At 60.4% G+C, this 13562-nt stretch carries 10 protein-coding genes; 6 read left to right on the plus strand and 4 right to left on the minus strand.

Going from position 1 to position 13562, the window contains the following annotated elements; all coding sequences use genetic code 11:
* Positions 1-372: 372 nt before the first annotated feature.
* The 3 genes from ACCD02_RS31940 to ACCD02_RS31950 all read left to right on the plus strand — a co-directional run bounded on the left by ACCD02_RS31940 (position 373) and on the right by ACCD02_RS31950 (position 4218).
* Positions 373-2436, plus strand: a complete 2064-nt coding sequence (locus ACCD02_RS31940) for a SwmB domain-containing protein (RefSeq protein WP_413310575.1) — start codon at positions 373-375, stop codon at positions 2434-2436.
* 102 nt (positions 2437-2538) lie between these two features.
* Positions 2539-2679, plus strand: coding sequence for a hypothetical protein (locus ACCD02_RS31945; protein ID WP_413310577.1), 141 nt, complete (start codon positions 2539-2541; stop codon positions 2677-2679).
* 330 nt (positions 2680-3009) lie between these two features.
* Positions 3010-4218, plus strand: a complete 1209-nt coding sequence (locus ACCD02_RS31950; RefSeq protein ID WP_413310578.1) for a trypsin-like serine protease — start codon at positions 3010-3012, stop codon at positions 4216-4218.
* Positions 4219-4572: 354 nt separating this feature from the next.
* On the opposite strand, the gene ACCD02_RS31955 is transcribed toward ACCD02_RS31950, so the two are convergent.
* From ACCD02_RS31955 to ACCD02_RS31965, 3 genes are all read right to left on the minus strand, one after another.
* Entirely contained in the window at positions 4573-5916 is a 1344-nt protein-coding gene (locus ACCD02_RS31955) for a hypothetical protein (RefSeq protein WP_413310580.1), read from the minus strand.
* A gap of 304 nt (positions 5917-6220) precedes the next feature.
* Positions 6221-7174, minus strand: coding sequence for a GDP-mannose 4,6-dehydratase (locus ACCD02_RS31960; RefSeq protein ID WP_413310581.1), 954 nt, complete (start codon positions 7172-7174; stop codon positions 6221-6223).
* Between the two features lie 48 nt (positions 7175-7222).
* Positions 7223-8410 carry a glycosyltransferase family 4 protein gene (locus ACCD02_RS31965; protein WP_413310582.1) on the minus strand — a complete coding sequence of 396 codons (1188 nt, stop codon included), beginning with the start codon at positions 8408-8410 and terminating at the stop codon, positions 7223-7225.
* A gap of 374 nt (positions 8411-8784) precedes the next feature.
* On the opposite strand from ACCD02_RS31965, the gene ACCD02_RS31970 reads away from it, so the two are divergent.
* The gene (locus ACCD02_RS31970) at positions 8785-9123 is read left to right on the plus strand and encodes a hypothetical protein (RefSeq protein WP_413310584.1); all 339 of its coding nucleotides are present in this window, start codon (positions 8785-8787) and stop codon (positions 9121-9123) included.
* Between the two features lie 493 nt (positions 9124-9616).
* Here ACCD02_RS31970 and ACCD02_RS31975 read toward each other — a convergent pair whose 3' ends face one another.
* The gene (locus tag ACCD02_RS31975; RefSeq protein WP_413310585.1) at positions 9617-10519 is read right to left on the minus strand and encodes a DUF4214 domain-containing protein; all 903 of its coding nucleotides are present in this window, start codon (positions 10517-10519) and stop codon (positions 9617-9619) included.
* A 222-nt stretch (positions 10520-10741) separates the two neighbouring features.
* Between ACCD02_RS31975 and ACCD02_RS31980 the strand changes: the two genes are divergently transcribed.
* Both ACCD02_RS31980 and ACCD02_RS31985 read left to right on the plus strand, forming a co-directional pair.
* Positions 10742-12160, plus strand: a complete 1419-nt coding sequence (locus ACCD02_RS31980; RefSeq protein WP_413310587.1) for a mannose-1-phosphate guanylyltransferase/mannose-6-phosphate isomerase — start codon at positions 10742-10744, stop codon at positions 12158-12160.
* A gap of 73 nt (positions 12161-12233) precedes the next feature.
* Entirely contained in the window at positions 12234-13400 is a 1167-nt protein-coding gene (locus tag ACCD02_RS31985; RefSeq protein WP_413310588.1) for a murein transglycosylase A, read from the plus strand.
* Positions 13401-13562: the final 162 nt, after the last annotated feature.

The raw sequence follows: 13562 nt of genomic DNA on the forward strand, positions 1-13562 counted from the left end.
AATCCGCTCCCACAGATCCGATGATATTCATGCACTACTGTGGGAGCGAATTCATTCGCGAAAGCTTTATTCCGGACTCCGCCAATGTGTTGGATGTACTGGCCTCTTCGCGGATGAATCCGCTCCCACAGAATTCTCTCTCCCCTCAGAATTCACACTCGTCCCCGGGCCAAGTGTTTGTTGTGCGAAGCCTCTATATCGGGGCACCGGGCAAGTGTGCGCGTTACCAATATTCATTTTGCCCCCGCAATAATGGCGATATAGCATGTCGTTTTAGTCAGCGCTGCAGCTCGCTATCGGGCTGTCCCTATCGGTTGTGTTTCATGAGCGGTCCCTGGGTGGCCGGAACGTCATTTCTACGGAAGGTTTTTCATGACAAGCATCACATCCATCAACCGGGTAACCGGGGCAAACACCAACGCCAGTTCCCTGGAGTACACCGTTACGTTCGATAGCGCGGTAACGGGCGTCGATATGAGTGATTTCTTGCTGAGTGCCACCGGATCAGCGACTGGCACCATCACCCCGCTCCCCCCAGGTAGCAATGTCTATACCGTCACGGTTAGCGGTGTCAGCGGCGACGGTACTCTGCGGTTGGACTTGAAAAGCTCGGGTACGGGGATCGTCGATGGCTCCAGTAACCCAATCACAAGCGGCTATACATCCGGCCAGTTTTACACCCTCGATCACACCAGCCCGGTCGTTGGCAGTGTCGGCGTGCCTGCCAATGCCACCTACACAACAGGCGATAATCTCGACTTCACGGTTAATTTCAACGAAGCCACGACGGTCGATACAACTGGCGGCACACCTCGTCTGGCCATTACTTTGGGCACCGGCGGCACGGTGTATGCCAATTACCTGAGTGGTTCGGGCACTACTGCCTTGACCTTCCGCTACACCGTTGTGGCAGGTAATGCCGATGCCGATGGTGTCGCCGTTGGTGGTTCACTTGACCTCAATGGCGGGACTCTCAAAGACGCCGTGGGCAACAATGCGACGCTGACGCTCAATTCGGTGGCCGTTACCACTGGCGTGCTGGTGTCGGCACCTGTGCTTGCTGTGCCACCGGTGTTCAGCTCGGCGGCAGTCTCGGGCAACAGCCTGGTGCTCAGCTATACCGAGGCCACGACCCTGGATGGGGTGAATAAACCTGCTAACGGTGCCTTTGAGGTGAAGGTGGGCGGTGTGGTCGACACGGTCACGGCGGTGACGATCAATCCTGCGGCCAAGACCGCGACCCTGACGCTGAATACCGCCGTCGTTGCTGGTCAGGCGGTGACGGTTGCCTATACCGACCCGACCGCAGGCGACGATACCAACGCCCTGCAGAACGCTGCCGGTACCGATGCCGTCAGCCTGGCTGCGACGGCCGTTACCAATAACACGCCTGCAGTGGCGCCAGTGTTCAGCTCGGCTGCTGTCACAGGCAACAGCCTGGTGCTCAGCTATACCGAGGCCACGACCCTGGATGGGGTGAATAAACCTGCTAACGGTGCCTTTGAGGTGAAGGTGGGCGGTGTGGTCGACACGGTCACGGCGGTGACGATCAATCCTGCGGCCAAGACCGCGACCCTGACCCTGAACACCGCCGTTGCGGCGGGCCAGACGGTGACGGTTGCGTACACCGACCCGACCGTCGGCGACGACGCCAATGCTCTGCAGAATGCGGCCGGCACCGATGCCGTCAGCTTGGCTGCGACGGCGGTGACCAATAACACCGCTGCGCCGGTCGTGGTGCCTTCGGCGCCCAGCGTCGGCGTGACTCTGACTGCGCCAGCGGGTGGCGGCACGCTGCAAGGCACAGCGCAGGCGGACGTCCTGATTGGCTCCGGCTCCAAAGATGTTTTTTACACGGCTGGCGGGAAAGATAGCGTCGATGGCGGTAGCGGTATCGACACCTTGATGCTGACCGGTACGCGCGCGCAATACGGCATTACTCATCAGGCGGATGGTACGTTTACCGTGAGTTCGCTGACCGATACCAACACTGTGGTGACTCTGAAGAATGTCGAGCGCGTGACCTTCGACAACCAGACCATCGCCCTGGATAGCACCACCACCAGCGGCCGCGTCGCCGAGTTTTATCACCTGGCCCTGGGGCGCAATCCGGAGGAGGGCGGGCTGGTGCTTTACTCGGATGCCAGCAATCAGAGCTTGAGCACGACGCAACTGGCGCTGAACTTCGTCAATAGCCTGGAGTTCGCCAGGACCCATAACACGACCGATAACACGGCGTTTGTCACTCAGCTCTATCAGAGCGCCTTCAACCGCGCGCCCGATGCGACAGGTCTGGCCTTTTTCCTCAACCAGTTGGCTGCTAATCCGGGTGCTACCGGGCAGGCGGCGGTGATTGCCAACTTTATCGACTCGCCGGAAATGGCGGTGAAGTTGGCCGGTGTGGTGGATCAGGGGGTGGCTTTGTTGGCTGTTTGAGTGGACTGACATCAGTGGGACCGGCTTTAGCCGGGAAGGCCTCTTCCCGGCTAAAGCCGGTCCCACATAAGCCATTTCCTTTCTGCTGATCGATTTTCAGATTTGTCCTATATCCCTATGGCGTTGACGGCTCCTGAGGCTGATCAGGTCAAGCGCCTGGGGTTTATGGCGGGGCAGATCAAGGTGCCTGATGATTTTGACCGCATCCTGGTGGCGCAAGCGACTGTGGAGGGTATCTGCTAACGGTAGACGCGCTGGTTGCCCAATATCCCGGACCTGTTCAGCGGGTCTGACAGGTGCTTAAGGCTGCTTACCCGACCAATCCGCCCCCGCCTCAATCAATAAGCATTAGAGCTAATTAGCTATATCGGTTTTCCTGCGTCTGATATCGAATACCCTCTGGCAACAAGCCATTTCTGGCTTGTGATTTTCCGCGCTTGCCGGAAAACACCGCATGACGCGACAGGTGCTGACGTTCGTCAGTACTTTCCAGCCCGACGAATACCCTCATTTCCTTCCCGCTGCGGCCGACACCCTGATAAGGTCACGCTCAAATTTCGCAGGTACTCGCCCATGGTCTCAACCGTTACTCCCTACACGGACACCCGCAATCGGGCTTTAACAGGGCAGGGCTACGATGGTGTGGTGATGGTGTCGGTAGGCGGTTACTACGGCACCGGGGTATTGCTGTACGACGGCCAGGCGGTGCTGACGGCGGCGCATCTGTTTTCCAATGGCAGTTCACTGACGACGGTACAGTTCCAGACTACGGCGGGGACGCAGTCGCTGACCACCAGTGATGTCGCGGTGTTGAGCAGTTATGACGCGACCAATACCAATAACGATCTGGCGATTGTCTGGCTCAATGGTCATGCGCCGTTGGCGGCCAATCGTTATGACCTGTATCGCAGCAGCGATGAGATCGGCCAGACCCTGACCATGGTCGGCTACGGCGAGCCCGGGACCGGGACGTCGGGGGCGTTGACCAGTTATTCGGCGGCGCCGATCCGGCAGAAGGCGGTCAATACCTTCGATGCCGATGCGTCGGACCTCAAAGCCAAACTCGGCTCGATCATGAGCTGGACGCCAAAGGCGGGTACGCAACTGGTGGCCGACTTTGATAACGGCGCTACCGCCCAGGATGCTCTGGGGCGCCTGATCGGCAAGTCCGGCCTGGGCCTGGGCAGCAACGAGGGGATCATCACCCCCGGTGACAGCGGTGGCCCGGCGTTTCTCAATGGCAAGGTGGCAGGCATCGCCAGTTACATCACCAGTCTGAGCCAGGGCAGCGTGCATCCGGATATCGATAACACGTCGACCAACAGCAGCTACGGCGAGATTGGCGCGTGGCAGCGGGTCAGTGCCTATCAGCAGACCCTGGACCAGGCGATCCGCGCCCATTACACGGATGCGCCGACCACCGCGGCACAGGTCAAGACCTCAGTGACTGAAGGCAACACGGGGATGACCAATGCGTATTTCCTGCTGCAGTTCACCGGCATGCGCACTGACCCCAATACAGTGCTGAGCGTTGACTACACCACCCGCGACGGCACAGCCACGGCCGGTCAGGACTATGTGGCGGTGAAGGGCACGCTGAAGATCTACCCCAACGAGAGCCAGGCGGTGGTGGCTGTGGAGATTATCGCTGACCGGGTGGTAGAGCCGAACGAGACTTTCTTCCTGGACCTGAGCAACCCGGTGGGTGGCAGCTTCGGCGCTGGCGTGGTGACGCTGACGGGGATGCGCACCATCGTCAATGATGATGGTGTAGTCGCGTAACTGCCGACTCGACTTCAGTGGGTGGGAATGTGGGAGCGAATTCATTCGTGAATAGGCCGGTACAGACGGTACATCTCTATCGCCCGAAACACCGCTTTCGCGGATGAATCCGCTCCCACAGGTTCAGAGGTCTCAGGTTTAGAGGTCACAGGTTCAGAGGCCACAACAGGAACAAAGGCCATACCGGACTTAATGTGGGAGCGGATTCATCCGCGAAGAGGGCAGTACAGTCGATGCTTATTCAGTGCCCGAAACACCGCTTTCGCGAATGAGTTCGCTCCCACAGGGTCTGTGATGATCTACTGATTCAGGCAAATATCCACTTCTGTAGAGTTTGCCTTGGGTGCTATTGGATTACGGCAAATACCGCAACAACGTTCCCTTTCTCATGCCGCCGGCATTGAGGCCAATCAACACTTTGCCGTCACGCTGCAGGGCCATTTCGAATGGTGGCTCGTTGTTGCCGCCGGTATGGGTTTCGATGCGCCCGGTACCGTCGTTGCCGAAGCCTGGGTCAGGGCGGCCGTCGACCAGGTAGCGGGCCAGGTAGAGGTAGGTGTCGAAGCTTGCACCGCGTTGCCGTGAGCGTCCGGCCACCAGCAGCCTGCCGTCTTTGAGGGAACGTATACCGCGCCATTCCACGTTGTAGTGGTCGTTGATCGGGGTGAACAACGGCTTGCCGCCATTGAAGTACGGGTCCATCAGGCCCTTGGTGGTCAAGCCGATGATCACGCCACGGCCGTCGACGTTGTCAGGGGTGTCGAGGGCTTCCCGGGCACGCCCGGCGACGATCAGCGAGCCATCAGGGCGCACGTCAATGGTGTGCAGATGCAGGTGCTGGTCGAACAGGGACAGCTCCTGGAAGCCCGTGCCCTGATCGCCGAACGCGCGATCCAGTTGGCCCTGCACGTCCAGGCGGGCTACTACGCCTTTATGCCAGGGTTCGCCGGGGTAGCTGATGTGGCCGACGACGACGGTGGTGTGGTCGAGGTCGATCACGAAATCGGTGACGTGCAGCGAAGCGCCGGTCACGCCCAGGTCGACCAGGCCGTTGCCGTTGAAGCTGTCGTCGAGCTGGCCATTGGTTTTCAGGCGATACAGCGCTGCACTGGCTTTGGGCGAGGGGAAGGTGAGGTGGTTGATGCCACTGTGGCAACCCTGGATACGCCCGTCGGACAGCACGCGCAGCTGGCCGAAGCCGGCTGCCAGTTGGTTGTAGCGGCCTACGGGCATGTCCAGGCGCAGCAGGCCCTGGTCGGCGAAGTCCGGGTCCGGCTGGCCGTTCTCGAGCAGGCGCAGGACGAAGCTCAGCGGGTCGGGTTCGCCTTGCATGTTCGAGTAGGCCTGGGCCTGCATCAGCAGCTTGCCGTCGTCCTGCAGGGTCAGGCGGGTGGGCATGATGGCCTTGAAGTTGACGGGGAAGGTGCCCCGGACAATGCCTTGATCGCCGAAACCGGTGTCCAGGCGGGCATCGTCGTGCAGGCGGGTAATGAAATATTCCACGGTGGCATCGGTGGTCTGGGCGAAATAGCCGCAGGCATACAGCTTGCCGTCCTCGGTCGGGGCCACGGATGAGAAAAACAGATCCATGACCGGCGACCAGTTCAGGGCGCGCAGCAGGTCGACCCAGCCGGGGGCCTCGGGCCACTGGCTGAAATCGGGGTCGAGTTGACCGGGGTAAAGCGTTGGATGATCCATGATCCTGATCCTTTCCTTGAACGAATGCGGAATGCATTCGGCAGGTCAGGGTTAACCCTATGTGTGCCGGTTGAGGCAATAAACATTGGGTTTCATGGCGGGTGTTGAAGCCTGTAGGAGCCAGTGCTGTGTGAGCTAACGGGAAGCTAATGCGGCAGCGAATTGTGGGGGCGAGTTGTGGGAGCGAATTCATTCGCGAAGAGGCCGGTACATCCGATAGATATTCATCACACGGAATGCCGCTTTCGCGAATGAGTTCGCTCCCACACTACCTTCTCAGGTCACACCGCATCCATAGGCAATCTCAGGCTTTTACCTGCTCACGCCAATACGCCAGCAACTGCTGCAGGGTCTCGCGCAGGTCGGTCGCTGGCTGCCAGCCGGTGGTATCGCGCATGGCCTGGGTGTTGCCGGTGGCGGTGGGGATGTCGGAAGGGCGCATGCGTTCCGGATCCTGGGTGACCTGGATCTGGGCGCTGCTCATGGCCAGCATCTCGTCGAGGATGTCGCGGATCCGCCGCGGCTGGCCTGAGCAGATGTTGAAGCAGCGCGGGTAATCGCCGCTGTGCCCGGACAGTTGCAGCAGCTTCACGTAGGCATCGCAGACGTCGCTGACATCGAGGAAGTCGCGGCTGGCGTCGAGGTTGCCGACCTTGAGCACCGGCTCCTGCTGGCCGGCCTCGATCAGGGCGATCTGGCGGGCAAAGGAGGCGGTGACGAAGTCTGCCGACTGTTGCGCGCCGATATGGTTGAACGGCCGCACAATGACGCCAGGCTGGCCTTGGCGGAAGTATTCGTTGAAGGCCGCTTCTGCCGCCAGTTTGCTCGCCGCATAGGGGTTGAGCGGCTGGCACAGGCTGTTCTCGGTCAGGGCGATGCCTTGCTTGAAGCTGGCGCCGTAGACTTCCGAGGAGCTGACGAACAGCACGAAGGCGTCCGGCGCCTGGTTGCGCAGGGCTTGCAGCAGGTTGACGCTGCCGATGACGTTGGTTTGCCAGGTCAGCAGCGGCTCCTTGAAGCTCAGGGGCACGTTGGTGATGGCGGCCAAATGGACGACGTGGGTCGGCTTCACTTCGGCGATCGCCTGTTCCAGGGCGGCGGCGTCGCGGATGTCACAGGTCACGGTCTGTTGTGCATAGTGCGGCGCCGCCGAGGTGGCGCCGGTCAGGGCGATAACGTGCTGCCCGGCCTGGTGCAGGATCTTGCACAGGATCTGCCCGACGAAGCCGTTGGCGCCTGTAATGAGGATGCGTTGCATGGTCGGTTTCCTTGTTGCCGTACGCAGGCTTGCGAGTCTATCAGTCTGTCAGCGCGGGCTGACCGTGCGGTAGATGTCCAGGGTCTCCTGGGCACAACGCTTCCAGGAGAAAGCCTTGGACCGCAAAAGTCCGGCATCTGCGACGCCCAAACGTAATTGTTCATCACTGAGCAGGGCATTCAGATGCATCGTCAGTTGTTCAGCGTTGCCGCGTTCGACCAGCAGTGCACTGCCTTGGGTGAATTCTGACATCGAGGTCTCGGCAGTGCAGATCACCGGCACAGCGCATTGCATGGCTTCCAGCACCGGCAGGCCGAAGCCTTCGTACAGCGATGGATAAGCGAAAACGGCTGCTCCAGCGTAGAGCGTCGGCAGATCGCTGCCAGCAACGAAAGACAACTGGCGCACGCCATGGCTGGCTTCCAGCGCCTTGATGCGTTCACTCAGGCCGTGGTTCTGCCAGCCCGGCGCACCGGCCAGGACCAGCGGATAGGCCTGGCGCAGTTCCGCTGACAGGTTGCACCAGGCATCGAGCAGGGTGTCGACACCCTTGCGCGGTTCCAGGGTGCCGACGAACAGCACGTAGCGGCCATGTTGCAGGCCATAGCGCTCGAGGATCGGCCGCGTCTGTTCGGCGGTCTGCGGGCTATAGGCCTCGGAGGCGCCGAGGTAGACGGTGCGCACCTTGTCGGCACTGACCTTGAAGTCGCTGATCAGCTCGTCGCGGATCAGGTCCGAGTCGGTGATCAGGAAGTCAGCCCGGGCCAGGGTTTTGGGCAGTTGATCACTGAGCCAGTCCACGCGTTTTTGCGGATGGAACTGCGGATAGTGAATGAACGACAGGTCATGAATGGTCGCCACGCTGGGGCCGGAGTGGGCCTTGAGCATGAAATTGGGCTCGTGGTAGACGAAGTCCCGGCGCTGGCTGGCACGCAGGCGCAGCTGGGCGTTGCGCAGCTTCTCGCGCATGCGGTAGGCGAAGGTCCAGCTGCGCAGCAGGGCGCGCAGGCGCGATTGCGCCGGTGGCGCGGTGCCGTCGTCGCGGGTGCGGACATAGTGGCTGCTGGCGGCCGCGCAATTGGCCAGGGCCTGCTCGGCGGTGAAATATTTGGCGCCGATGAAGCACTCGATGGTCTCGATGTCTTCATCCTGCAGCTGTTCGATCAGGTTGTAGGTGTAGTTGCCGATGCCGGTGAGCGGGGGGATGAGCGATTCGATATTGAGCAGAAGCTTCATGAAGTCGGTCTTACCTGGCTGCGCCAGTCGGCGAGCAAATCGAGAAATGGGGGGATGAACGGCGCCCTGCCGCGAGGCGGCGAGTTTACCAGTCTGTAGGTTTTACGCCTCAGCTTTGTAAGACGGTTCGACACATGCTCGTTGCTAAATCCTGTCCCCTGTGTGAGCATCTGCGCAACTATTGGCATTTGTCTGAAAAAAACCTTGTTTTCAGGGGCCATCAGGCAGCTAATAGCCTTTTTTGACGTCAAGAATCTGTGTAGGACGATTCTGGCGGTAACAACCGTAAATATATTTTCATTTGACGGTTGACGAGGGTCTGTGCGGGAATCATTGTGGCGTTTCAATATCATCTGTTGCACTGAGACGCTTAAATGAAAAAAATCTTCGCTGCTGTGGGCCTTTCGCTGTTTGCTGTGCACGCTGTAGCTGCGACCATCAAGATTGAGAATCAGTCTTCTTGGGAGATTCATGAGGTCTACTTCGCACCGTCGAGCCAGGACGATTGGGGCGATGACCATTTGGGCAAGCAGGTTCTCAAACCAGGTACTACTCTGACGCTGACGGGCGTGACGCCGGGCAAATGGGATGTGCGTCTGGTCGATGAGGATGAAGATGAATGTATCGTTACCGGTCAGAAGATCGCCGAATCGGAAAAATTCGTGATCGATGACAAAGATTTGATCAGTTGCCAGAAGGCGACTGAAGAGTAAGTTCTGATCGTTGCCATTCTCCAGGGTGGTTATGATGGAAGCTGGGCACCGTGGGGCAGCCCCCCACGGTGCTTTTTTTTGCCTGGAGAAAAGTGAGCCGGCCCGATTGTGCAGCGAAATCTGTGGCGCCAGCTGTGGGGGCCCTAATGTGGGAGCGAATTCATTCGCGAAGGGGCCAGTACATCCAACACATTGGCGGCGTCTGGAATAAAGCTTTCGCGAATGAATTCGCTCCCACAGTAGCGTGTGAATATCATCGAATCTGTGGGAGCGGATTCATCCGCGAAGGGGCCAGTACATCCAACACATTGGCGGCGTCCGGAATAAAGCTTTCGCGAATGAATTCGCTCCCACAGTAGCGCGTGCATATCGTCGGATCTGTGGGCGGATTCATCCGCTGAAGGGGCTGCTCTGGCTTTACAGCAAACATAGAATCTCCCACAACTGTTCCCGCAGAATTCGCTCCTACAGTCGGCTTCCACGCTTCCCTGGCTCAGCTCAACCAGATCCCGCCATTGAGTGCCGGGGCGGTGGCGGCGATGTTTTCGTTGCTTTCGGCGAAGGCGGCCAGCACTTCATAGGCCGGTGTCCCGCTGTTCATGGCGGCAGACCAGTAGGCCTGGCCGACGGCGTCAGGCGCACGGTGCAGAACGTGCTGGTAGTAGCTGTTGAGGAGGGCGGTCGTGTCGTTGCCCGGGTTCATGGTCTTGAACTCCGTGCTGTTGACAAAGCCCTTGGCCACGTCCTTGAGCGACATACCGTTGTCCATCTGCTTGACCCAGTAGTTGAGCCCGGCCAGATCCGGCTTGCGGTCGAATGCGGCCTGGTAGGCGCGGTAGGCGGCCCCTGTGTTTTCTCCCGCCTTGACGTCCAGGGCCAGGACCGAGCCATTGCCCGCTTCGATACGCTCGATACCATTGAGGGTGTCGGTCTTGCCCAGGGTCGTGACCTTGTAGCCGCTGCCGCTGGGCGTGATGGTAATGCCGGACTTGCCCGCGTCATACAACACCGTATCTACGCCGGCGCCACCGTAGAAGGTGTCATTGCCGGTATAGCCGTAAAGGATATCGTTGCCCGCTGAGCCGCTGATGGTGTCACTGCCTCGCATGAACAGCGCGAGGGTTTCGGCGTCACTTCCAGCCGTAAAGACTTGCTGGGCACTCAGGACCATGCCGGAAAAGGTGAGATAGGGCACGCCGTTTTGGGAAAACGTAATACCCGTCATGGTCCCGCCGGTGATGCCGGAAGCGTTGTACGTGAAGGCGCCATAGAAATCGATATTGTGCGCGCCGTTACTGAGCTGGGTATGAGTCGAGCTGAGCAGGGTTATGCTGCCGCCCCACCAGTCGTAAAGGCTGTAGGTACCGACCGGGCGATTGAAGGTAATGTTGCTCATGAGCGTCCTTATCCATGGAGGAGGTGAACAGGCCGTCAAGACCCGTGCTAAAGCGATAGCGGCGAAATAATGTCACGGCAGATACACACGGGTACATACCGACTACAAAAACGCCCTCTTGTTCAACCAACGACTCCCTCCCGCACACTAGTTGCAACACGTGTGCCCCCCTCGGATAATGCGCGACCCGCTACGCACTCGTAGCACCAGAATGGAGTATCTATGTTCACCCCCGTAATCCTGGCCGGCGGTAACGGTTCGCGCCTGTGGCCTCTGTCGCGGCAGAGTTTTCCCAAGCAGTTCCTCGCCTTGGACGGGCAGGATCAGGGCACGATGTTCCAGCGCACGCTGGCCCGTTTGCAGGGTCTGGAGCATTCGCCTGCGATGGTGGTGAGCAACGAAAATCATAGGTTTATCGTCGCCGAGCAATTGCGCGTGGCGAAGATGACCAGCCGCCGGATCATTCTTGAGCCGCTGGCGCGCAACACCGCCCCGGCCATTGCCCTGGCCGCTCTGGAAGCCACCGCTGACGGCAGCGACCCTATCCTGCTGGTACTGGCCGCCGACCACCATATCGATAACGAAGACAGCTTCCGCGAGGCGGTCCGCGTTGCCCAGGTGCACGCGGCGGCCGGGCGTCTGGTGACTTTCGGCATCACGCCGACCCACGCCGAGACCGGTTTCGGTTACATCCAGTGCGGCAGCGCAGTGGAGCAGGGCGGTTTTGACATTGCCGCGTTCAAGGAAAAGCCTTCGCAGGTGTTGGCCGAGGAATACCTGTCTTCGGGCACGTACCTGTGGAACAGCGGCATGTTCATGTTCCGCGCCTCGGTGTTCCTTGCCGAGATGCAGCAGCATCGCCCGGATATCCTTGCCGCCTGCCGCGTGGCCCTGGAACACGCCCAGGCCGACAGCCACTTCCTGCATGTGCAGGCCGAGCAGTTCGCCCTGTGCGCCGATGAGTCGGTGGATTACGCGGTCATGGAACACACCAGCGCCGGTCTGGTGGTACCGCTGAATGCTGGCTGGAACGACCTGGGCAGCTGGTCGGCGATCTGGGACGTGGGCCCGCACGACGCCAACGCCAACCGCCTGGAAGGCGACGTGATCGCCATCGACACGCGCAACTGCCTGGTGCAGTCCCATCACCGTCTGGTGGCCACCGTGGGCCTGGAAGACCTGATTGTCATCGAGACCAAGGACGCCGTGCTGGTTGCCAACAAGCACGACAGCCAGCAGGTCAAGGACGTGGTCAAACGTCTGCAGGCCGAAGAGCGCGAAGAGTTCGTCAGCCATCCGCTGGTCAACCGTCCGTGGGGCCATTACGACACTGTCGACAAGGGCGAGCGTTATCAGGTCAAGCGCATCAGCGTGCTGCCGGGTGAATGCCTGTCGCTGCAACTGCACTACCACCGTGCCGAGCACTGGATCGTGGTGTCGGGTACGGCCAAGGTGATCTGCGGCGACAAGGAACTGATCCTCTCCGAAAACCAGTCCACCTACATCCCGCTGGGGGTCAAGCACTCCCTGGCCAACCCGGGCAAGGTACCGCTGGAGTTGATCGAAGTGCAGTCCGGGGTGTACCTGGGCGAAGACGATATCGTGCGTTTCGAAGACCGTTACGGCCGTCTGGCCAAGTAACGGCTGCCGGCGCCTGCTCTTGCGGGCGCCGTCATCGCCTTATAGCTTCAGGTAACTCCCCATGCTTTCCTCTATGCCCCCCTCTTTCAAAGCCCTGCTCTGGGCGCTGCCCATGGCCTTGCTGCTCAGCGCCTGCGACAAGCCGGACAAAACCCCGGCGCCTGCTCAGGCTCCGGTAGTCGAGCCCCACACCACGTACGTCAAGGCGGACTGGGATGCATTGCCCCCTGTGGCGGATGCCGACCTGCAGGCAGGTTTTGCCTCCTGGCGCAGCGCCTGTGCCACCCGGCTCAAAGCCGATGCCGTGTGGGCCGAGACCTGCGCCGCCGCGCTGAACCTGCCGGTGGTGCCGACCGCAGCGGATATTCGCAGCTTTTTGCAGGCGCGCTTGCAGGTCTATAGCCTGCGCGCGGCGGGGGGCAGTGCCGAGGGCCTGATCACCGGCTATTACGAGCCGGTCTACCCCGGCAGCCTGACCCGCAGCGATGTGGCAACGGTACCGGTCTATGGCGTGCCGGATGACCTGATCATCGTCAATCTGGAAAGCATCTACCCCGAGCTCAAGGGCAAACGCCTGCGTGGGCGTCTGGAAGGCCGGGTGCTCAAGCCGTATGACGACGCCGCGGCGATCAACGCCCAGGGCGTCAAGGCGCCGGCGATTGCCTGGCTGACCAACCAGATGGACCTGCAATTTCTGCAGATCCAGGGCTCGGGACGGATTCGTCTGAACGATGGCAAGCAACTGCGCATCGGTTACGCCGATCAGAACGGCCACCCGTACAAGGCCATCGGTCGCTGGCTGGTGGAGCAGGGCGAGTTGAAGAAAGAAGACGTGACCATGGGCGCGATCTCCAACTGGGCCAAGGCCCATCCGCAGCGCATCGGCGAACTGTTGGCGAGCAACCCCAGCTATGTGTTCTTCGCCCGCAACCCGGACAGCAACGAAGGCCCGCGAGGCTCGCTCAATGTGCCGCTGACCGCCGGCTACAGCGTGGCTATCGACCGCAAGGTGATTCCGCTGGGCAGCCTGTTGTGGCTGTCGACCACGCGCCCGGACGGCAGCCCGCTGGTACGTCCGGTGGCGGCTCAGGACACAGGCGGGGCGATTGCCGGTGAGGTACGCGCCGATCTGTTCTGGGGCACCGGTGATGCGGCCGGCGACCTGGCCGGGAACATGAAGCAGAAGGGTGCGATCTGGTTGCTGTGGCCGCAGAAGGCGGCGTTGCCTTCGGCACAATAAGCCTCTTCGCGGATGAATCCGCTCCCACATTAGGTCCGGTATAACCTTTGTTCCTGTTGTGGCCTCTGACCCTGTGACTTCTGAACCTGTGGGAGCGAATTCATTCGCGAAAGCGGTGTTTCGGGCGCTGAAGCTGCATCGGCTGTACTGGCCCCTTCGCGG

Origin of the sequence: Pseudomonas sp. Pseusp88 (assembly GCF_047303955.1) — a bacterium.
In the GTDB taxonomy this organism is placed as follows: Bacteria; Pseudomonadota; Gammaproteobacteria; order Pseudomonadales; family Pseudomonadaceae; genus Aquipseudomonas.